The 19,807-nt window shown below is 61.2% G+C and carries 18 protein-coding genes; 9 read left to right on the top strand and 9 right to left on the bottom strand.

What is annotated here, in order from left to right:
* Window positions 1-96: 96 nt before the first annotated feature.
* Together folC and pip are read right to left on the bottom strand one after the other, a co-directional pair.
* Window positions 97-1,407: a bifunctional tetrahydrofolate synthase/dihydrofolate synthase gene (gene folC / locus ACEN8I_RS15190; protein ID WP_413329332.1), complete on the bottom strand. Its 1,311-nt coding sequence runs from the start codon at window positions 1,405-1,407 to the stop codon at window positions 97-99.
* Window positions 1,408-1,446: 39 nt separating this feature from the next.
* Window positions 1,447-2,379, bottom strand: a complete 933-nt coding sequence (gene pip / locus ACEN8I_RS15185) for a prolyl aminopeptidase (RefSeq protein WP_413329340.1) — start codon at window positions 2,377-2,379, stop codon at window positions 1,447-1,449.
* 202 nt (window positions 2,380-2,581) lie between these two features.
* Between pip and ACEN8I_RS15180 the strand changes: the two genes are divergently transcribed.
* A complete protein-coding gene (locus tag ACEN8I_RS15180) occupies window positions 2,582-2,926 on the top strand; it encodes an ArsC family reductase (RefSeq protein ID WP_413329331.1) in 345 nt (114 codons plus the stop codon).
* Between the two features lie 222 nt (window positions 2,927-3,148).
* Complete coding sequence (locus tag ACEN8I_RS15175) at window positions 3,149-3,847, top strand: glycine zipper 2TM domain-containing protein (RefSeq protein WP_413329330.1); 699 nt, start codon at window positions 3,149-3,151, stop codon at window positions 3,845-3,847.
* A gap of 72 nt (window positions 3,848-3,919) precedes the next feature.
* Here the strand turns inward: ACEN8I_RS15175 and ACEN8I_RS15170 are convergent, their stop codons facing one another.
* Together ACEN8I_RS15170 and ACEN8I_RS15165 are read right to left on the bottom strand one after the other, a co-directional pair.
* Window positions 3,920-4,693 carry an anti-sigma factor domain-containing protein gene (locus tag ACEN8I_RS15170; RefSeq protein ID WP_413329329.1) on the bottom strand — a complete coding sequence of 258 codons (774 nt, stop codon included), beginning with the start codon at window positions 4,691-4,693 and terminating at the stop codon, window positions 3,920-3,922.
* Window positions 4,690-5,265, bottom strand: coding sequence for an RNA polymerase sigma factor (locus ACEN8I_RS15165; RefSeq protein ID WP_413329328.1), 576 nt, complete (start codon window positions 5,263-5,265; stop codon window positions 4,690-4,692). Before ACEN8I_RS15165 ends, ACEN8I_RS15170 begins: the two co-directional genes overlap by 4 nt.
* Window positions 5,266-5,410: 145 nt before the next feature.
* On the opposite strand from ACEN8I_RS15165, the gene ACEN8I_RS15160 reads away from it, so the two are divergent.
* The 5 genes from ACEN8I_RS15160 (at window position 5,411) to ACEN8I_RS15140 (ending at window position 13,840) form a co-directional block, all read left to right on the top strand.
* On the top strand, window positions 5,411-5,737 hold the full coding sequence (locus ACEN8I_RS15160) for a pyrimidine/purine nucleoside phosphorylase (RefSeq protein WP_413329326.1): 327 nt from the start codon (window positions 5,411-5,413) through the stop codon (window positions 5,735-5,737).
* A 48-nt stretch (window positions 5,738-5,785) separates the two neighbouring features.
* Entirely contained in the window at window positions 5,786-7,114 is a 1,329-nt protein-coding gene (argG, locus tag ACEN8I_RS15155) for an argininosuccinate synthase (RefSeq protein WP_413329324.1), read from the top strand.
* Window positions 7,115-7,240: 126 nt separating this feature from the next.
* Window positions 7,241-9,349: a type I restriction-modification system subunit M gene (locus ACEN8I_RS15150; protein WP_413329322.1), complete on the top strand. Its 2,109-nt coding sequence runs from the start codon at window positions 7,241-7,243 to the stop codon at window positions 9,347-9,349.
* Window positions 9,349-10,560, top strand: coding sequence for a restriction endonuclease subunit S (locus tag ACEN8I_RS15145; RefSeq protein ID WP_413329321.1), 1,212 nt, complete (start codon window positions 9,349-9,351; stop codon window positions 10,558-10,560). Before ACEN8I_RS15150 ends, ACEN8I_RS15145 begins: the two co-directional genes overlap by 1 nt.
* A gap of 25 nt (window positions 10,561-10,585) precedes the next feature.
* A complete protein-coding gene (locus tag ACEN8I_RS15140) occupies window positions 10,586-13,840 on the top strand; it encodes a type I restriction endonuclease subunit R (RefSeq protein WP_413329320.1) in 3,255 nt (1,084 codons plus the stop codon).
* A gap of 485 nt (window positions 13,841-14,325) precedes the next feature.
* On the opposite strand, the gene ACEN8I_RS15135 is transcribed toward ACEN8I_RS15140, so the two are convergent.
* Complete coding sequence (locus tag ACEN8I_RS15135) at window positions 14,326-15,189, bottom strand: glycine-rich domain-containing protein (RefSeq protein ID WP_413329319.1); 864 nt, start codon at window positions 15,187-15,189, stop codon at window positions 14,326-14,328.
* Window positions 15,190-15,191: 2 nt separating this feature from the next.
* Window positions 15,192-16,256: a UDP-N-acetylmuramate dehydrogenase gene (gene murB / locus ACEN8I_RS15130; RefSeq protein ID WP_413329318.1), complete on the bottom strand. Its 1,065-nt coding sequence runs from the start codon at window positions 16,254-16,256 to the stop codon at window positions 15,192-15,194.
* A 69-nt stretch (window positions 16,257-16,325) separates the two neighbouring features.
* Here murB and ACEN8I_RS15125 point away from each other — a divergent pair, with 69 nt between their 5' ends.
* Both ACEN8I_RS15125 and ACEN8I_RS15120 read left to right on the top strand, forming a co-directional pair.
* A complete protein-coding gene (locus tag ACEN8I_RS15125; protein ID WP_007866093.1) occupies window positions 16,326-16,811 on the top strand; it encodes a YajQ family cyclic di-GMP-binding protein in 486 nt (161 codons plus the stop codon).
* A gap of 2 nt (window positions 16,812-16,813) precedes the next feature.
* Entirely contained in the window at window positions 16,814-17,488 is a 675-nt protein-coding gene (locus tag ACEN8I_RS15120) for a TIGR02281 family clan AA aspartic protease (protein ID WP_413329317.1), read from the top strand.
* A gap of 22 nt (window positions 17,489-17,510) precedes the next feature.
* Here the strand turns inward: ACEN8I_RS15120 and plsY are convergent, their stop codons facing one another.
* Genes plsY through ACEN8I_RS15105 form a run of 3 tightly spaced genes read right to left on the bottom strand, consistent with a single transcriptional unit; the run spans window position 17,511 to window position 19,791 of the window.
* Complete coding sequence (plsY, locus tag ACEN8I_RS15115) at window positions 17,511-18,143, bottom strand: glycerol-3-phosphate 1-O-acyltransferase PlsY (protein ID WP_413329316.1); 633 nt, start codon at window positions 18,141-18,143, stop codon at window positions 17,511-17,513.
* A 48-nt stretch (window positions 18,144-18,191) separates the two neighbouring features.
* Window positions 18,192-18,704: an aminoacyl-tRNA deacylase gene (locus ACEN8I_RS15110; RefSeq protein WP_413329314.1), complete on the bottom strand. Its 513-nt coding sequence runs from the start codon at window positions 18,702-18,704 to the stop codon at window positions 18,192-18,194.
* A 25-nt stretch (window positions 18,705-18,729) separates the two neighbouring features.
* On the bottom strand, window positions 18,730-19,791 hold the full coding sequence (locus ACEN8I_RS15105; RefSeq protein WP_413329313.1) for an aldo/keto reductase: 1,062 nt from the start codon (window positions 19,789-19,791) through the stop codon (window positions 18,730-18,732).
* Window positions 19,792-19,807 lie beyond the last annotated feature (16 nt).

Genomic DNA, 19,807 nt, shown 5'->3' with positions numbered 1-19,807 from the left:
GCCCCGGCGGAAGTTGAAAAACGGCATGGTGTGGCTTGAATCCGATAAGGGTGACGTTAGCGGTGAACGTGGGCTGAAAACCCTCCAAAAACCGCTTCAGGGGGCCAGGTGCGGGGCCGAAAGACGCGGCACGCCGTCCTTCAAAATGCCGCCCACCGTGTAGAACGAGCCGAACACGACAATTCTATCAGCGGGGGTTGCGGCCTTGACCGCCGCCTGCAGCGCCGCTTCGGGGGAGGCGTAGCTGCCGGCCGTGGCGTCCGGCCGGGTGTTGGCGGCCGTCCAGCGGGCCTGCAAATCGGCCGCCGTGGCGGCGCGTGGCGTGGGCAAATCGGTGAAATACCACTTGTCGATCAGCGGCGCGACCCGCGCCAGCATGGGGGCCAGGTCCTTGTCGGCCATGGCGCCGAACACCGCGTGGGTGCAGGGGTAAAAGCCCATCGCGTCGAGGTTTTCGGCCAGCGCGGCCACCGAATGCGGGTTGTGCGCCACGTCCAGCACCAGCGTGGGCTGGCCGGGCACGATCTGGAAGCGGCCCGGCAGCTCGACCATGGACAGGCCGTTGCGCACCGCCTGGGCCGTTATCGGCAGGCGGTCGCGCAAGGCCGTCAGCGCCGCGAGCACACCCGAGGCATTGACCAGCTGGTTGGCGCCGCGCAGCGCCGGGTAAGCCAGGCCGGCATAGCGCCGGCCGCGCCCGGCCCAGCCCCACTGCTGCTTGTCGCCCGAAAAATTGAAGTCGGTGCCGAAGCGCCACAAGTCAGCGCCTACTGTGGCGGCGTGGTCAACAATGCTTTGCGGCGGCATGGGGTCGCTCACGATGACCGGCTTGCCGGCGCGCATGATGCCGGCTTTTTCGCGGCCTATGCTTTCGCGGTCGGGGCCCAGGTATTCCATATGGTCCAGGTCTATGCTGGTGATCACCGCGCAGTCGGCGTCCAGCATGTTGACCGCATCCAGCCGCCCGCCCAGGCCGACTTCCAGGATCACCACATCGAGCTTCGCGTCGGCCAGCAGCTGCAGGATGGCCAGGGTGGTGAATTCAAAATAGGTCAGCGAGATCGCCTCGCCGCCCTGCGTGCGGGCGGCCTCGACGCGCGCGAACTGGGCCACCAGCTCGGCCGCCTTCACGATGTCGCCGCGCACGCGGCAACGCTCTTCAAAATGCACCAGATGCGGTGAGGTGAAGACGCCGGTGCGGTAGCCGGCCTGCAGCAGGATGGCTTCGAGCATGGCGCAGGTCGAGCCCTTGCCGTTGGTGCCGGCCACGGTGATGATGGGGCAGTCAAAGGCCAGGCCCATGCGTTTGGCGACGGCGCTGATGCGCGTCAGGCCCATGTCTATGCCCACGGGGTGCAGGTGCTCGCAGTAGGCCAGCCAGTCGTCGAGTGTTGTCAAATTTTGCATAGAGCCTCGCATTGTCGCGCAGGGCCTAAAACCCCGGCCTCAGCGGGCGAAGCGATCCGTAGCGGCAACCAGGCGCTGCAGGATGCCGGGTTCGTTAAAGGCATGACCGGCATCCGCGACCAGCTGGAAATCCGCCTCGGGCCAGGCGCGGTGCAAATCCCAGGCGGTTTTGGCCGGCGTGGCCACGTCGTAGCGGCCCTGCACGATCACGCCGGGAATGCCGGCCAGCTTGTGCGCGTCGCGTATCAGCTGGCCTTCTTCCAGCCAGCCGGCGTGCACAAAATAATGGTTTTCGATGCGCGCGAAAGCCAGCGCGAAATCGTCGTCACCGTGCTGCGCGGTAAAGGCCGGGTCCGGCAACAGCGTGATGGTCTGGCCCTCCCAGAGGCTCCAGGCGCGGGCGGCCGCCAGTTGTGCCGCCCTGTCGCTGCCGACCAGGCGTTTGCGGTAGGCGGCCATCAGGTCGCCGCGCTCGGCCTCGGGGATAGGCGCGAGAAAAGCTTCCCACAGGTCGGGAAACAGCCAGGAGGCGCCCTCCTGGTAGTACCACAGCACCTCGGCGCGCCGCAGCGCGAAGATGCCGCGCAGTATGAGCTCCGACACCCGGGCCGGATGTGCCTCGGCATAAGCCAGCGCCAGCGTGCTGCCCCAGGAGCCGCCGAAGACCAGCCAGCGCTCCACGCCCAGCAGGCTGCGCAGCCGTTCGATATCGGCCACCAGGTGCCAGGTCGTGTTGTTGTCCAGCGAGGCGGCGGGGCGTGAGCGGCCGCAGCCGCGCTGGTCGAACAGCAGCACGCAATAGCGCTCGGGGTCGAACAGGCGCCGGTGCTCGGGCGAGCAGCCTGCGCCCGGGCCGCCGTGCAGGAAGACCGCCGGCTTGCCTTTAGGGTTGCCGCACAGCTCCCAATAGATCGAATGGCCGTCGCCGGTTTCCAGGATGCCGGTGCGAAAAGGCTCTATGGGCGGGTACAACACAGGGGACGGGGAAGGAGAAACGGATGCGGTGGGCTTGGCCGAAGCAGCGGTCATGGATGTTCCGTGAAGTGTGGGTGCAAACAGAAGGCGGACAGAAGGCGAGCCGTGGGGACCCGGCGCCGTTTGATTATTCCAGCCCTGCAGTTGGTCTGCTGGCCCGCTGGCGCACACTCTTGCCTACATCTGCCAGAATCTTCGCATGATCATTCTTTACGGCATCCCGAATTGCGACACGGTCAAAAAAGCCAGGACTTGGCTCGACGAGAACGGCGTCGAATACCAGTTCCATGATTTCAAAAAACAAGGCGTGCCGCCCGAGCAGCTCCAGCGCTGGGCCCAGGCCGCCGGCTGGGAAACCCTGCTGAACCGCAAAGGCACGACCTGGCGCAAGCTGGACGCGGCGGCGCAAGCCGGGGCGGCCGACAGCGCCGGCGCCCAGGCCTTGATGCTGGCCAACCCCAGCGTCATCAAGCGGCCCGTGGTGGACTGGGGCAAGGGCATTACCGTCGGTTTTGACGCGGCGGGCTGGGCGGCGCGGGTTTAGTACCTTGCATGCCTCACAAACAGGTGTTTTTTCACGTTTTTGGATCGCTTTGGCCACGCTTTACCTTCTTCGGACAGCTTTACAGCCGATTTACCGAACTCCAAGCCCCAAAACGGCTCTGACTTACTAAAATCGTTCCAGTCGCCAGAGCCGCTGTCCGCACCACGGGCAGCACCCTCCAGCGGCGCAACTTCAGCGATTTGCTGAAAAGGGGTTCAAACCATGAAAAAAGCACTCGTCCTTTCCACCATCGCCGCGGCCGCAGGCCTTGCCGCCGTGCCCGCCTCCGCCATGGACATCCTGGCGCGGGTGATCTCCAGCACGCCGGTGGTGCAGCAGGTCGCCGTGCCGCGCCAGGTGTGCACCAACCAGCCGGTCGTCACGCAAAGCCCCAATTCCGGCGCAGGTGCCTTGATGGGCGCGCTGGCCGGCGGCGCAGCCGGCAATGCCATCGGCAACGGCGGTGGCCGTGCGGTGGCCACGGTGATAGGCCTGGTCGGCGGCGCCATGATCGGCGACCGCATCGAGGGCAACAACACCCAGGTCCAGAACATGCAGCAATGCACGACGCAGACCTATTACGAAAACCGCCCCAGCCACTACAACGTGGTGTATGAATACCAGGGCACGCAGTACACCACCCAGATGGCCAATGACCCCGGCCAGTACGTGCGTCTGCAGGTCACGCCGGTCGGCGCCATGGCGCCCGCACCGCAAACCTTCCAGTCCGCGCCCCAGCAGCAGCCCCAGGTCTATGTGCAGCCGGCGCCGGAGCCTGTTTACGTGCAGCCGGCCTATGTGCAGCCCGTGGTCTATCCGGCCTACTATCCCCGGCCCTACTACGCGCCTTATTACGCCCCCATAGGCCTGTCGCTGAACTTCGGCTACAGCCGCGGCTACGGCCACCACCACTGGCGCTAAAACGCCTTTCGGCTTGACGTAAAAAAAGGGGCGTTCACAACGCCCCTTTTTTGTGGCCCGCCTGTAACCGCCCTACTTCGGCGTTTCGATAAGCGCGCCCTTGAACAGCACCGGCCCGGTCGGCCCGCTGCCCGGCGGCACGCCGCCCTTGGGCTCCAGTGTGATCGCCAGTGTCGGCACCTGCCGCATGTCGGTGCCCGCGGCGGTCAGACGAACCACCGGGTCGGCATTGAGCACACCCAGCGATTTGGGCGCCACACCGGGCGGCAAGGCCCACAACTCCAGTGACTTGTCGGCCTGCTCGCGGAAGCCGCCCACGCGCTTGAGCACCAGCGTCTTGTTTTTCGGGTCAAAAGTCACCAACAGCGAGGCCGCGGCCTTGTCGTCCGTCAGCACAGCCACGTACTCGATCTCCGGCGTGGCCGTCAATTTGGCCGACAGCTCGCCAACCTGCCCGCTCAGCCGCGAATTGACGTTAAGCCCAACCACAACGGCCAGCACCGCCGCCAGGGCGCCCGCGGCACTCGCACCGCGCCACAGGCCCAGGCTGGCCCACCAGCCGCCCGCCGCCGGCGCGGCACCGCGCGCGGCCTGCATGGCGCGCGCCTCCTTGTCTGCCCTGACAAGGTTTTCAATGCGCGTCCAGACCGCCGGGCTGGGCGCCGCCTGCGGCTGCAGTTCGGCCACGGAAGCCAGCCGGCTTTGCCAGACCAGCGCCGCCGCGCGCAGGGTAGCGTTGTCGCGCGCCAGCGCCTCAAAACGGCGGCGCGCGCCGCCGCGCAAAGTGCCCAGCGCATAGCTGGCCGCGAGTTGCTCCATCAGGGCGGGGTTGTTCTGGATGTTCATGCAAACCTCGCCATGCAGCCGCGGAGCTGTTCGAGGCCGCGCCGTATCCATGTTTTCACTGTGCCCAGCGGCAGCTTCAATTGCTCGGCCAGCTCGCTGTGGCTCAGGTCGCGCAAATAGGCCAGGCTCACCACCTCACGCTGCTTTTGCTCCAGCCGGGCCAGGCACTGGTGCAGGGCCCAGGCCTGTTCGCTGGCCTGTGTCGTGTCCATGGGGTTGGGCGAGTCACCCGCCACGGTGTCTGTGAGCACGTCGTCCAGCTCCTGCATCTGGTCGGCCCGGTCGGAGGCGCGGCGGCGCAGGAAGTCCAGGCCGCGGCTGCGAACAATCAGCCCCATCCAGGCCATGGGTGGCGAAAGTGTGGCCTTGTAGTCCCCGGCAATGCGCCAGATGGTCAAAAAAGCCTCCTGCAGCACGTCTTCGGCCCATTCGCGCTTGCCCACCACACGCAGTGCGACACCGTAAAGCTTGGAAGAGCTCAGGTCGTAGAGCTCGCGCAGGGCCTTTTCATCGGCCCCGGCCACACGGTCGATCAGGGCAATCAATTGAAGATCCGGGCTTTCTGATTTCATGGACAACATTCTGGGTTATTCATGGGGGTACGCGATAGAGGGCCGGGTGGATTCAAAGCTGGCACGGCCCAGGGCCAGTCGTGACCTAAAATCAATGGTTTTCCCGCCCTTTTTCCGCCCTTTCCCACCTTTTCAGCTCCTCTCCATGCCCACCGAAAAAATCGACAACGTCAGCGTCAGCACCCAGGCCAACGTCTACTTTGACGGCAAATGCGTGAGCCACGGCATCACCTTCGCCGACGGCAGCAAAAAATCGGTGGGCGTGATCCTGCCGGCCACCCTGACCTTCAACACCGGCGCGCCCGAGGTCATGGAATGCGTGGCCGGCGCCTGCGAATACAAGCTGGCCGGCAGCGACAGCTGGGTCAAATCCTCGGCCGGCGAAAAATTCAGCGTCCCCGGCAACGCCAAGTTCGACATCCGCGTCGCCGCCGGCGAAGCGGCCTACCACTACATCTGCCACTTCGGCTGATCCCTTCTTCCAGCACACTCTTCCCAGCATCCATCCCCAGGACCCCTCATGGCCACCATACTCCAGAACCTTCCCGCCGGCCAGAAAGTCGGCATCGCCTTTTCCGGCGGACTCGACACCAGCGCCGCCTTGCACTGGATGAAGCTCAAGGGTGCGATCCCCTACGCCTACACCGCCAACCTGGGCCAGCCCGACGAGCCCGATTACGACGAGATCCCACGCAAGGCCATGCAGTACGGCGCCGAAAAAGCCCGGCTGATCGACTGCCGCAGCCAGCTGGCGGCCGAAGGCATTGCCGCCCTGCAAAGCGGCGCCTTCCACATCACCACCGCGGGCGTGACCTACTTCAACACCACGCCACTGGGCCGCGCCGTGACCGGCACCATGCTCGTGTCGGCCATGAAAGACGACGACGTCAACATCTGGGGCGACGGCAGCACCTTCAAGGGCAACGACATCGAGCGTTTTTACCGCTACGGCCTGCTGACCAACCCGGGCCTGAAAATCTACAAGCCCTGGCTGGACCAGCTCTTCATCGACGAACTCGGCGGCCGCGCCGAAATGTCGGCCTTTATGACCAAGGCCGGCTTCGGCTACAAGATGTCGGCCGAAAAAGCCTACTCCACCGACTCCAACATGCTCGGCGCCACGCACGAGGCCAAAGACCTGGAAGAGCTCTCCACCGGCATGAAGATCGTCAACCCCATCATGGGCGTGGCCTTCTGGAAAGACGAAGTCGAAGTCAAGCGCGAGGAAGTCACCGTGCGTTTTGAAGAAGGCCGGCCCGTGGCGCTGAACGGCAAGACCTTCCCCAGCATGGTCGAGCTGATCCTGGAAGCCAACCGCATAGGCGGCCGCCACGGCCTGGGCATGAGCGACCAGATCGAAAACCGCATCATCGAAGCCAAGAGCCGCGGCATTTACGAAGCCCCCGGCCTGGCGCTGCTCTTCATCGCCTACGAGCGCCTGGTCACCGGCATCCACAACGAAGACACGATTGAGCAGTACCGCGACAACGGCCGCAAGCTGGGCCGCCTGCTCTACCAGGGCCGCTGGTTCGACCCACAAGCCATCATGCTGCGCGAAACCGCCCAGCGCTGGGTGGCCAGCGCCATCACCGGCGAAGTCACGGTCGAGCTGCGCCGCGGCAACGACTATTCCATCCTGAACACCGTCTCGGCCAACCTGACCTACGCGCCCGAACGCCTGAGCATGGAGAAGGTGGAAGACGCGCCCTTCTCGCCGGCCGACCGCATAGGCCAGCTGACGATGCGCAACCTGGACATTACGGATACGCGGGCGAAGTTGGGGATTTATTCCGGTGCTGGGTTGCTGGAGTTGGGTAAGGGGGATGATTTTTTGAAGCTAGGTAAGTAAGCCGGCTCTACCACTAAATACAAAGCCCGCCAGTGAAAATTTGGCGGGCTTTGTTATTTATAGTTCAGGCGTCGTTCCATCGGGATGTACCCAAATTCTCAAGCCTCGTCCGTTACCATTGGACGCATGAACAGAGACCAGCTCAAAAAACTAGAAAAAGACCTCTGGAGTGCCGCCGACAAGCTGCGTGCCAACTCCGACCTCAAGGCCAGCGAATACAGCACCCCCGTGCTGGGCCTGATCTTCCTGAAATTCGCGGACAACAAGTACCGCCAGCACGAAGACGCCATCCTGCAGGCTTACAACAAGCTCAAAGGCACTCGCCGCGAAAAGACGCTGGAAGAGATCGCCATCGAAAAATGCGGCTTCTTCCTGAAAGATTACGCCCAATACGACTACTTGCTGAAGCTGCCTGAGAAGGAAGACATCGCCAAGGCCATTCGCCGTGCGATGGTCAGCATCGAGAAGAGCAAGCCCGAGTTACGGGGCGTCTTGCCCCAAGAGGAATACGACCGCTTCACCCGAAGCGACAAAAACAAGCACATCCCCAAGGATCTACTCAAGCTGTTTTCGGATATTCCAGTTGATGCATCGGGCGATGTGTTCGGGCAGATTTATGAATACTTCCTCGCCAACTTCGCCCTCAGCGAGGGCCAGGGTGGTGGCGAATTCTTCACCCCGCGCTCCGTCGTCAAGCTAATGACCGAGATCATCGAGCCCCATGGAGGCAAGGTCTACGACCCTGCTTGCGGCTCGGGCGGCATGTTTGTGCAGTCGGGTGAGTTCATCTTGCAACACCAGACCGACAAGGCCGCCGACCTGGACGTGTTTGTGTGTGGTACCGAGAAAACGCTGGAAACCGTCAAGCTGGCCAAGATGAACCTGGCGGTAAATAACCTGCGCGGCGACATCAAGCAAGCCAACACCTATTACGAAGACCCTTTCAACGCCTTCGGCGCATTCGACTACGTGATGGCAAATCCACCTTTCAATGTGGACGACGTGACGCTCGAGGCCGTAGAGAAGGACAAGCGCTTCAACACCTACGGCGTACCGCGCAACAAGTCCAAGGCCAAGGCTGGCAGCAAAGACGGCAAGGAAAAGGCCGTCGAAACAGTGCCCAATGCCAACTACCTGTGGATCAACCTCTTCGCCACCTCGCTCAAACCAGGTGGGCGTGCCGCGCTAGTCATGGCCAACTCTGCTTCGGATGCGCGCAACTCTGAAGCCGACATCCGCCAGACGTTAATCGAGCAGAACCTGATCTACGGCATGCTCACGCTGCCGTCCAACCTGTTCTACACCGTCACACTGCCTGCCACGCTATGGTTCTTTGACAAGGGGAAAGAGGATGACAAGGTGCTGTTCATCGACGCCCGCAACATCTTCACTCAAGTCGACCGGGCGCACCGCGAGTTGACGGACGAGCAGATCCAGAACATCGCCATCATCCCGCGCTTGCACAAGGGTCGCCGCCAGGAGTTTGTGGATCTGGTGGACCGTTATCTGCATCAGGGAATGGCCCAACTGCACGAAGCGGCCGACCACCTGCCTGGCTTGAGCGAGCATTTGCTCGCAGTGGTGACCGAAGAGGCCGACAAGAAGGCAGCGAAAGCCGCACGCCAAGCCATTACCTCGCTGGAGGTTCAGTGGGATCAACTGGTCAAGCTGAAGCAAGCGCAGGCACAGCACGGTAGGGCCAAAGGTCAGAAACACACCATCGACGGTCGCAATAAAGCCCAGCAAGCGCTGCGACTAACCTTTACCCCCTTCTTCGATGGTCTGCACGCCGCCGTGAAGGCGCTGGACAAGGCCATTCGCGAGATGGACAAGCGCAAGGCCGATGCCGCCAAGGCAGAGGGCAAGCGCGCCACGGCCAACCGCCAGACAAAGGCCGTGAAAGAGGCTGTGCAGGCTCTACACGATGAGCTGAAAGCTGCCGAACTGTATTACCAACATGTGAGCTGGTTGCAAGAGCGTTTCCCCAAGGCCACTTACCAAGACGTGACGGGGCTTTGCAAGTTGGCCAGTCGCGAGGAGATGCGGGAGCAGGATTGGTCGCTTAATTCTGGGCGGTATGTGGGGGTGGTGATTGAGGAAGACGGAAAGACAGAAACGGACTTCCTCAATCAACTCGCAGAACAAGCATCAGAACTAGATGCGTTGAACAAAGAGTCCGACGTCTTGGCAAAGATCATTCAAGGCAACTTGAGTGTCCTTTTGGAGGCTCTGTGATGAAGTGGCCGACGGTGCGTTTAGGGACGCTTGCTGACTTTAAGAACGGCTTGAACTTCCCAGGAACCAGTTGGGGCAAGGGTCTAAAAATCATTGGCGTTTCAGATTTTGGTGACCGGTCATTTCCCGACTACGGCTCACTCGATGAGGTGAACCCTCAGGGCATCGTTCGAGATGCTGACCTTTTAGCAGAGGGTGACATCCTCTTTGTCCGGTCAAATGGCAACCGTGAGCTGATCGGGCGGAGTCTATTGATCAAGGACATGCCTGAGCCGTTGTCGCATTCAGGTTTCACCATCCGGCTTCGCTTTCTGCCAGAGGCTTCGGTGTGTACGCGGTTCTACTCGCACGTCTTTAAGTCGGACATCATCCGAAAGACACTCAGCGGAGGTGGTGGCGGTACGAACATCAACAACCTCAACCAAGGCTTGCTTGGCAATTTGGAAGTTCCGGTGCCACCGCGACAAGAGCAGGAATCCATCGCTGCACTGTTATCAAGCTATGACGACCTGATCGCCAACAACCAGCGCCGCATCGCCTTGCTGGAGCACATGGCTGAGGAGATCTACCGCGAGTGGTTCTCTCGGAAAAGATCTGGTCGAGCTGGCCATAAGCTACTTCGATTTGATGAGCTAGGTCGATTCGAAAAAGGAAAAAATCCCCCCGAACTCCGCACCTCTCCGAATGAAGATTGGTTGCCTTACCTAACGGCAGATGTATTGGATGGAGCGCCAGCCAGTGAATGGGTTTTGAGTAATCGAAGCGTTATATCGAATGCTGGAGAGGTTTTGATGTTGATGGATGGGGCACGGTCTGGATTAGTTTTTCGCGGCCCTGCCGGTGTTGTTGCTTCAACAGCTGCGGTTATTCGAACTGCGCCAGAGCACCGCGGGATCATTTATCAATACCTGCGTCAAATGGAGGATGCGATCAAGTGGAACAACACTGGATCCGCAATACCTCACGCGAACAAAGACTTCATCAATCGAATGCTTGTGCCAGTGCCCCTGGACGAGGGGGCCCTGACAGAGTTCAACCGCCTTCATGAACCCCTTTATCAGCAGGCTCAAGCACTAAAACAGATATCGGCCAAGCTAAGGCTGCAGCGTGACTCATTGTTACCCCGACTGATCTCCGCCAAACTACGCCTCGATCACCTCGATATTCAGTATCCGCCCAGCATGAAGGCGGAATTGGCCAAGGCGGTCTGAGGTTCCGCAACACATGGGAGGCACGGTGGCAAAGAACTTCATTTCAGAAGATGACATCGAACAGGGTTTGATCCAGCGCCTACAGCACCTGTGTGGCTTCAATGTGCTGAATTGCTACACAGCCCAAGCTGATGACCTCAACGATGGCTCGGGCCGCGCCGATAAGCGCGAAGTCATCCTAGCCTCCCGCTTGCGTACCGCCGTTGAGCGGCTCAACCCGCAGGCCCCCACCCAAGCCGTCGATCAGGCCATGGCCCAGTTGCTGAAGCCTCGCACGGCTATGACCCTTGCCGCCGCAAATCGCGAGATGGACGCCCTGATTCGCGATGGCGTTCCCGTCACCTACAAGCCTGAAGCCGGACCTCAGGCAGGCCAAACTGTTACCGAGCGCCTGCGCGTCATCCACTTTGACGAGCCTGACCCTAAAGCGGGTCATAACGACTACCTGGTGGTCAGCCAGTTGTGGATACGCGGCGAGCATGGCCACCGCCGCCCCGACCTGCTGTTGTACGTGAACGGCTTACCCCTGGTCTTCATCGAGCTAAAGAACAGCAACGTCAAGCTGCGGGCCGCGTTTGATGACAACCTCACCACCTACAAGGCCGAGGTCCCGCAGCTCTTTGTGGCCAATGCGCTGTGTCTGCTGTCCAACGGCATCGATACCAAAGTGGGCAGCCTCACCGCGCAGTGGGAGCACTTCTTCGCCTGGCTGCGTGTGGACGATGAAAAAGAGCCGCTGGACCGCAAAGACATCGCCGAGCGCGGCCTGAGCGTCGAGCGGGCCGTGATGGGCTTGCTCAAGCCCGAACGTCTGCTGGATTACGTAGAGAACTTCTGCGTGTTCTACAGAGAAACGCAGAAAGTGATCGCTCAGAACCACCAGTTCTTGGGCGTGAACAATGCATTCGCACAGTTCACCCGTCGCCGCGAGCTAAGCGGTAAGTTGGGGGTGTTCTGGCATACCCAGGGCTCAGGCAAGAGCTTCTCGATGGTGTTTTACACCCGCAAAATCTTCCGCAAGCTCACGGGCAATTTCACCTTTGTGGTGGTGACCGACCGCGATGATCTGGATGGTCAGATCTACCGCAACTTCCTACATACCGGCGTGGTGGCCCCGAAGGACGACGTGCGCCCTCGGGACAGCGCCCAGCTGCGCGAGATGCTGGGGAAGAACAAGCGCGTGGTGTTTACGCTGATCCAGAAGTTCCGTTATCCCAAGGGGCAAAACTACCCCTTGCTTTCGGATCGAGACGACATAGTGGTTATCGTGGATGAAGCCCACCGGACCCAGTACGCTGACTTGGGCGAAAACATGCGCGCCGGTTTGCCACATGCCAACTTTCTGGCCTTCACCGGCACGCCCTTGCTAGGCAAAGAGCGCAAGACCAATGCCTGGTTTGGTGGCTACGTTTCGGAGTACAACTTCCAGCAAAGCGTGGAAGACGGCGCCACCGTACCGCTGTACTACGAAAAGCGGGTGCCCGAGGTTCTGATCCAGAACGACGATTTGAACGAGGAGTTTATTCAAATCCTGGAGGACGAAAGCCTCGATGAACAGGCGCAAGAGAAGCTCGAAAGACGCTTTGCGCAGGAGATGGCTGTTGTCAAAGTGGAAGACCGCCTCGACAAGATTGCACAAGACATCGTCTTCCATTTCCCGCGCCGTGGCTACTTGGGCAAGGGCATTGTCATCTCGGTAGACAAGTTCACTGCCGTGACCATGTATGACAAGGTGCAGACGCTGTGGAAAGCTGAAATCAAAGCGCTCAACGGACGCATTCTCAATACGAAAAACGATGTTGAGCGCCAGCGACTAAAGAAGCTTAAGGAGTGGATGACTGCCGCGGCAATGGCGGTGATCGTCAGCGAAGAGGCGGGCGAAGAAGCCAAATTTACAAAGAAGAAGCTAGACATCAAGCCCCATCGCCAACGCATGAACGCGATGGACGAGCACGGCCACGACATCGAATACAACTTCAAAGATCCAGCGCACCCATTGCAGTTGGTATTCGTATGCGCCATGTGGCTCACTGGCTTTGACGCACCGACTGTCAGCACCCTCTACCTGGACAAACCTATGCAGGGGCATACGCTCATGCAAGCCATCGCGCGGGCCAACCGAGTAAGTGGCTACGAAATCCACGGTGTAACCAAGCGCCACGGCGAGATCGTGGACTATTACAACGTCTTCCGGCGCATGAAGAAAGCGTTGCGTGACTACGCTGCGGGACCCGACGGCGAAGAACTTCCAGTACAGGAAAAGAAGCAACTCTTTGTACTGCTGGAAGAAGCCATTGAGCAGGGGTTTGTCTTCTGCCGTGAAAACGGAGTGGCACTGCGTGAGGCGTTAGAGCTCGGCGATGTATTTACCAAGCTGGGGAAGTTCAACGACTATGCCAACACGTTGCTCGCGAGCGAGGAACTGCGCAAGTCGTTCAACGTGTATGAAAACACAATTTCCTCGCTGTATGAAGCTTGCAAACCCGAGGTACTGAGCCAGAAAAAGGGGCGAGTGGTTTCGGCTTTTCAGTACCTACGGGGGGTGATAGACAGCATTGTTCAACAGGCCGATATTGACAGCGCCGTGCAGCGGATTGAAGAGTTATTGGATTCCAGCGTGGTTGTAGACAACGCTGAGGCTTTCACTGCCAAGGAATTCCAGGCCTCCTACAAAATTGTTCAGCGTGGCAAGGCGTGGGACCTCAGCAAGGTCAACGTGGAGAAGCTGCGCGAAGAGTTCAAGCAAACCGAGTACAAGAACATTCAGATCGCCGACTTGCAGGCATTTCTGCAAAAGAAGCTAGCAGAGATGATGGCGCAGAACAGTACGCGCGTTGACTTCGCACAACGGCTGCAAATGGTGATCAATTCCTACAACGCAGGCGCCACCGCCACTGAAAACTACTACGACGAGCTGACTGCATTTGCTCAATCCTTGAAGGAAGAAGCTGAACGGCATATTCGCGAAGGCCTCACCGAAGACGAGCTGGAGTTGTTCGACCTGCTGAAAAAAGAGCCGCTGTCCCAGGATGAAACCCAGAAGGTCAAACTGGCTGCCAAGCACTTGCTGAAGCGCCTTTTGGATGAGCACCCCAAAGTGCTGGTGCAGGACTGGTACAAAGACAACCAGACCCAGAAACAAGTGCGTTCAGAAATTGAACGGGTACTGGACGAAGATCTGCCCGCGACCTATGACCGCACTACATTCAAGCAAAAGTGCGACAACGTGTACGAGTTAATCGAAGAGTATGCAATGAAAGGGAAGAAGTGGGCGGCGTGAGACCGCCGCAGCGTCAACAGCGGTCAAGCTAGCCCTACTTCGGCCTCCATGAGCAGCTTCACCAAGAGCTCATTGATGAAGTACACCGCCTTGCCTGGCTCCGGCCTCATGTTAAATATTTCAATTATTTTTAACGTGAAAAAAGCCTTGTGTTAAATAACATCTCTCTTTTTGGCCCTCGGACAAGCGCTGCAGGGGGCAAATGGCACCCACAAGCTTTAAAGGCTGCTCCGACGGCTCCAAAACCCGGATTTTCGGCGTCAAAAGTGCTCGCCCCCCCGCCTGACGGGCGCAAGTAGCTATTAAAAACATAGCGTATGTCAAAAAAACCGCCTTCGGGCGGCTTTTTAAACCAATCTTTAATACGAAGCGCAAGTATGAAAGCCGGCTTGAACAAAGCGCAGATGCCCTCCACGCGCACGCCAACCCGGCCGCTTTGCCTGGCCAGGTACTTCCCGGACGGCGCCTATAGGTGTTGGCAGCGGCTAATCGCCGCCTCCACCGCATCCCGAGCCACAACCCGAACTGCATCCACTGCTGCCATCCGAAGAATCCCCGCCGCTGCTGGAATCGCTGCTGCTTGAGGACTGGCTGCCGCCAAACCCGTCGGCGTCACCGCTGTAGCTGCCGTCCGAAAAGCTTTCGCCGCAGTAGGCCTGCCCCTGCGTGCCGTCGCGGCGCACGCCCTTGCAATCGGCCAGGTAAACAAACCCGCCGGGAATCGCGAACTTGGCATCCAGCGCGAACAGCAGCGGCAGCCGGCTGGGCTGCTTGGGGTTGATGGATTCGTCGCGGCAGGACCAGAACCAGGCGCGGCGCAGGCCGTCGTTGGTGGAGGCTTTGCGGCCCAGCACTTCGGCCGGCACGTGGTCGATAAAACGCCCTACCACCAGGTCGCACCACTCGCGGTAGGCCGAGGTGTGCAAAATGAACTCGTGCCACATGCTGTCGACCACCTGCGAGGGCATGGCGACAAAACGCTTGTTGCTGCGCTGGCAGGCGATGAAGAACTGCCGCAGCCCGCGCTCCACGAGTTCGGCATCCCTGAGGGTCAGGTGCGGGTAGCTGTCCATCAGCTTGCGCCGCAGGAACCTGGGCAGCGGCGCTTCGCGGACCAGCCGGCTGCGCTCGCGGGCCGCCCAGATGCCGGCGGCCAGCATGAGGACGAAGAGCACGGAAATCGTGGTCATGGTCCAGCCCGGCGGCCGCCAGCCCGCGAATATCGCACCCAGCATCAGGCCAACCCAGGCGAAGGCCAGCATGGCGGCGGTGGAACGCGAATGCCTTAGCACCAGGCGGCGCCAGGGCGATACTTCGGGCCCTCTGTAGACCTTGCCCAGCCGCGCCATCGTCAGACCACCACCGGTTCGGGCTCCAGCAGGATGCCGAAGCGTTCATACACACTGGTCTGGATGGCCTTGGCCAGGGTCATGACCTCGCCGCCCGTCACCGGGTTGGCCGTGCCACCCCGGTTGACCAGCACCAGCGCCTGTTTTTCGTAGACGCCGGCATTGCCTATGGATTTGCCTTTCCAGCCGCAGGCGTCTATCAGCCAGCCCGCGGCCAGCTTCACGGCGCCGTCGGCCAGGTGGTAATGAACAATCTTGGGTTCGCGCTGGATGATGTCGGCGCACTGCTCGGGCGAGACCGTGGGGTTCTTGAAAAAGCTGCCGGCGTTGCCAATCACCTTGGGGTCGGGCAGCTTGGCCTTGCGGATCTCGCAAATCCACTCATACATCTGCATCGCATCCGGCGCCTGCACACCCAGTTGCTGCATCTTTTTCTCGATGTCGGCATAGCCCAGCACGGGCTTCCAGGCTTTGGGCAGGGCCAGGCGCACGCGGGTGATGACGGCCTTGCCTTCCAGGCCGAAACCGTGGCCGCCCGGCGCGGGGGCCGCGCTGCTGTGCTTGAACACCGAATCGCGGTAGCCGAAGGCGCATTGCGCGGCATTGAGGGAAAAAGCCTGGCCTGTCGTCAAATCGATGGCGTCCAGCGATTCAAAGCGGTCCTGCAGCTCCACCCCATAGGCACCTATGTTCTGCACAGGCGACGCGCCGACTGTTCCGGGAATTAATGCCAGGTTTTCCAGGCCGGGGTAGCCGTTTTGCAGGGTCCAGGTGACCAGGTCGTGCCAGTTTTCACCGGCGCCGGCCTCGATGATCCAGGCCTTGGCGTCTTCGCGCAGCAGCCGTTTGCCCATGATCTCGACCTTGAGCACCAGCGGCTTGACGTCGCCGGTCAGCACGATGTTGCTGCCGCCGCCCAGCACGAACTTGGGGGCGGCCTTCAGGGCCGTATCCCGCAGCACGGCGGCGATATCGGCTTCATCGGCCACCCGGACCAGGCTCAGGGCCTTGGCCACGATGCCAAAGCTGTTGGAATGCTGGAGTGGAACGTTTTTCTCGACTAACATCCGGGGGATTGTCTCACCCCGACGCCTCCTCCTTACTCCCTTACCGTCCCCCTCATAAAGACTCGCACCATGCCCTCTTTCGACACCGTTCTTGAAGCCGATCTGGTCAAGGTCAAAAACGCCGTGGAAAACACCGGCAAGGAAATCGCCACGCGCTTCGATTTCAAGGGGACCTCCGCCTCCATCGAACTGAAAGACAAGGACATCACCCTGATCGGCGACAGCGACTTCCAGCTCGACCAGATCAACGACATCCTGCGCAACAAGCTCACCAAGGCCGGCGTGGACATCCGCTTCCTGGATATCGGCAAGGCCGAAAAAATCGGCGGCGACAAGGTCAAGCAGGTGTCCAAGGTGCGCAACGGCATTGAGGCCGAGCAGGCCAAAAAAATCCAGCAGCTCATCAAGGGCAGCAAGGTCAAGGTGCAGGCCTCCATCCAGGGCGACGCGGTGCGCGTGACCGGCGCCAAGCGCGACGACCTGCAGACGGCCATGGCCATGATCCGCGCCGAAATCAGCGATTTCCCGCTGAGCTTTAACAACTTCCGGGACTAGACATGCCCTCCACCAAGCTTGCCACCGTTGCGGCACCGTTGCTGCTGACGCTCGTCCTGTTGCACGGCGGCGCACAGGCCCAGACCGTGGGCCTGGCCGGCATGCTGGGCAGCAAGGCCTTGCTGATTGTGGATGGCAGCCCGCCCAAGACGGTGGCCCCCGGGGAGACCCACCAGGGCGTCAAGGTGGTCTCCACCACGAGCGAACAGGCGGTGGTGGAGCTGGGTGGCAAGCGCCATACGCTGCGCATCGGCGAAGCACCCATGAGCGTGGGCGCCGGCGGCGGGCCGGGGACGCAGGCCGGACAGGGCAACCGCATCGTGCTGACGGCGGGCAGCGGCGGCCACTTCATGACGCAGGGCCAGATCAACGGCAAGATGGCCCAGTTCCTGGTCGACACCGGCGCCAGCGCCGTGTCCATGTCGCTGGCCGATGCCGAGCGCATGGGGATTGACTACAAGTCGGGCCGGCCCGTGCAACTGAATACGGCCAACGGCACCATCATGGGATGGCAGACTTCCCTCGCGTCGGTGCGCGTCGGTGATGTGGAAGTGTTTAACGTGCCGGCCGTGGTGGCGCCGCGCTCAATGCCTTTTATCCTGTTGGGCAACAGCTTTCTCACGCGCTTCCAGATGAACCGCACCAACGAAGAAATGATCTTGACCCGGCGCTTCTAGCCGGAACAAGGATTGCGCCGGCTCAGGCCTTCTTGCCGCTGCCGAGTTTCGACTCCGTCCCCTTGAGCAGCTTGCTGATGTTCTCGCGGTGGCGGTACACCAGCAGCGCGCTGATGGCGAACATCACCAGCAGCATGGCCTTGTCGACATACCAGGCTTCCCGGTCGCCGAACAGGTAATACAGGGGCGCGAAGGCCGCGGAAACCAGGGACGCCAGCGAGGAGTAGCGCGAGAAAAAGGCGATGATCACCCAGGTCGCCAGCGTCGCCAGGCCCAGTATCCAGCTCACGCCCAGCAGCACGCCCGCCGCCGTTGCCACGCCCTTGCCGCCCTTGAACTGGAAGAACACCGGGTACAGATGTCCGAGGAAGGCCGCGAAGCCGACGGCGGCCATGGTGCCGTCGCCCAGGCCGTAGTCGGCGCCAAACCATTTCACCAGCACCACCGGCAGCCAGCCCTTGAGGCCGTCCAGCAGCAGGGTGGCAATGGCGGCCGGCTTGCTGCCCGAGCGCAGCACATTGGTGGCGCCCGGGTTTTTGCTGCCGTAGCTTCGGGGGTCGCTCAGGCCCATGAGCTTGCTGACGATGACCGCGAAGGACAGCGAGCCGAGCAGGTAGGCCAGCAGCGTGGCGCCGATTGAATATGCGTAAACCATGTGTCCCTCTTTATGTTTGTGGGCGACCGGCCCTTCCCAGGCCGGCGTTCAGCCGTAGCCGGCGGCATTGTCCAGGCTCAGCGCACAGTTCACCGATTTTGCACCGAGCAATGTGACACAGACCTGCGGGTCAATCCCGACCAGGTAACCACGCCGCCCGCCGTTGATGGCGATTCTAGGCAAAGCCAGGATGCTTTCCTCGATATAGACCGGCATGGCCTTGCGCGTACCGAAGGGCGAGGTGCCGCCCACCAGGTAGCCGCTGTGCCGGTTGGCGACTTCGGGCTTGCAGGGCTCGACCGACTTGGCGCCTATCTGCCGCGCCAGGTTTTTGGTCGAGACCTTGCGGTTGCCGTGCATCAGCACCAGCAGCGGCCTGGCGTCCTGGTCCTGCATGACCAGCGTCTTGACGACGGTAAACGGATCAAAACCCAGCACCTCGGCGCTGTGCTGGGCGCCGCCGTGTTCCAGGTACTCGTAGGGATGCTCGGTGAACTCGACCTTGCTGGCTTTTAGCAAGGCGGTGGCCGGCGTCTCACTGACGTGGTCCTTTTTCCCCATCAACTAGTCCCTCAACTCCCCGCCCTCACAGAGCCGGGTCGCGCGTTTCCCAACGGATTTTGTCGATCTCGGCCAGCACTTCTGGGCTTAGCGTGGTACCCCAGACATCCAGGTCTTCGTCGAGTTGCGCGACCGAAGTCACGCCAATGATGGTGCTGGCCACCTGCCATTTGGTGTAGCAAAAGGCCAGCGCCATCTGTGTAGGCGTCAGGCCGTTGGCGCGCGCCAGCGCGTTGTAGCGCCGCGCGGCGGCCAGTGCCTCGGGGCGGCCCCAGCGCTGCTTGCGTGTGGATTCGAATTTGGCGATGCGCGCCTCCTTGGGCGCCTTCGCGCCTTCAAAGCCCGATTCGTCGTACTTGCCCGTCAGCAGGCCGAAGCCGAGCGGCGAATAGGCCAGCAGCGAAACGCCCAGGCGGTGCATGCTTTCGTCCAGGCCGTTTTCCACGGTGCGGTTGACCAGGCAATACGGGTTTTGCACCGAGGCCACGCGCGGCAGGCCGTGCTGCTCGGCCAGGCGCACAAACTCATGCACGCCGTAAGGCGTTTCGTTCGACAGGCCTATGGCGCGCACCTTGCCCGCCTTGACCAGGCCGGCCAGCGCCTGGAGCTGCTCGTGGATGGGCGTGGCGGAGCGTTCCTGCGCGGGGTTGTAATACACCGCGCCGAAAGCCGGCACATGGCGCTCGGGCCAGTGGATCTGGTAGAGGTCAATCACATCCGTCTGCAGGCGCTTGAGGCTGGCGTCGCACGAAGCCACGATGTCTTTCGCCGTCATGCCGCTGCCTTCGCGCACCCAGGGCATGCCGCGCGAGGGGCCGGCCACCTTGCTGGCCACCACCAGCTTGGCGCGCGCCGAGGGGTTTTTGGCGAACCAGTTGCCGATGATGGTTTCGGTGGAGCCGAAAGTCTCGGCGCGCGCCGGCACCGAATACATCTCGGCCGTGTCCAGGAAGTTGACGCCGCGCGCCAGCGAGCGGTCCAGGATGGCGTGCGAGGTTTTTTCATCCACCTGTTCGCCAAAGGTCATGGTGCCCAGGCAAACAGGGGTCACATGCAGGTCGCTGGAGCCGAGTTGAACTTTATTCATGGGATTTGCGCTTAAT

This window comes from Polaromonas sp. CT11-55 (assembly GCF_047303325.1).
Taxonomy (GTDB): Bacteria; Pseudomonadota; Gammaproteobacteria; order Burkholderiales; family Burkholderiaceae_C; genus Polaromonas.
Note: the sequence above shows the minus strand (reverse complement) of the source record. Positions and strands in the feature narration are given on the sequence as shown.

Coding starts and splice junctions, on each gene's coding strand:
- folC (WP_413329332.1), bottom strand. CDS start 1,407: ATGCAAAATTTGACAACACTCGACGACTGGCTGGCCTACTGCGAGCAC.
- murB (WP_413329318.1), bottom strand. CDS start 16,256: ATGTTAGTCGAGAAAAACGTTCCACTCCAGCATTCCAACAGCTTTGGC.
- ACEN8I_RS15180 (WP_413329331.1), top strand. CDS start 2,582: ATGATCATTCTTTACGGCATCCCGAATTGCGACACGGTCAAAAAAGCC.
- ACEN8I_RS15135 (WP_413329319.1), bottom strand. CDS start 15,189: ATGGCGCGGCTGGGCAAGGTCTACAGAGGGCCCGAAGTATCGCCCTGG.
- ACEN8I_RS15160 (WP_413329326.1), top strand. CDS start 5,411: ATGCCCACCGAAAAAATCGACAACGTCAGCGTCAGCACCCAGGCCAAC.
- ACEN8I_RS15145 (WP_413329321.1), top strand. CDS start 9,349: ATGAAGTGGCCGACGGTGCGTTTAGGGACGCTTGCTGACTTTAAGAAC.
- plsY (WP_413329316.1), bottom strand. CDS start 18,143: ATGGTTTACGCATATTCAATCGGCGCCACGCTGCTGGCCTACCTGCTC.
- ACEN8I_RS15125 (WP_007866093.1), top strand. CDS start 16,326: ATGCCCTCTTTCGACACCGTTCTTGAAGCCGATCTGGTCAAGGTCAAA.
- ACEN8I_RS15165 (WP_413329328.1), bottom strand. CDS start 5,265: ATGAAATCAGAAAGCCCGGATCTTCAATTGATTGCCCTGATCGACCGT.
- ACEN8I_RS15175 (WP_413329330.1), top strand. CDS start 3,149: ATGAAAAAAGCACTCGTCCTTTCCACCATCGCCGCGGCCGCAGGCCTT.
- ACEN8I_RS15170 (WP_413329329.1), bottom strand. CDS start 4,693: ATGAACATCCAGAACAACCCCGCCCTGATGGAGCAACTCGCGGCCAGC.
- ACEN8I_RS15105 (WP_413329313.1), bottom strand. CDS start 19,791: ATGAATAAAGTTCAACTCGGCTCCAGCGACCTGCATGTGACCCCTGTT.
- argG (WP_413329324.1), top strand. CDS start 5,786: ATGGCCACCATACTCCAGAACCTTCCCGCCGGCCAGAAAGTCGGCATC.
- ACEN8I_RS15110 (WP_413329314.1), bottom strand. CDS start 18,704: ATGGGGAAAAAGGACCACGTCAGTGAGACGCCGGCCACCGCCTTGCTA.
- ACEN8I_RS15120 (WP_413329317.1), top strand. CDS start 16,814: ATGCCCTCCACCAAGCTTGCCACCGTTGCGGCACCGTTGCTGCTGACG.
- ACEN8I_RS15150 (WP_413329322.1), top strand. CDS start 7,241: ATGAACAGAGACCAGCTCAAAAAACTAGAAAAAGACCTCTGGAGTGCC.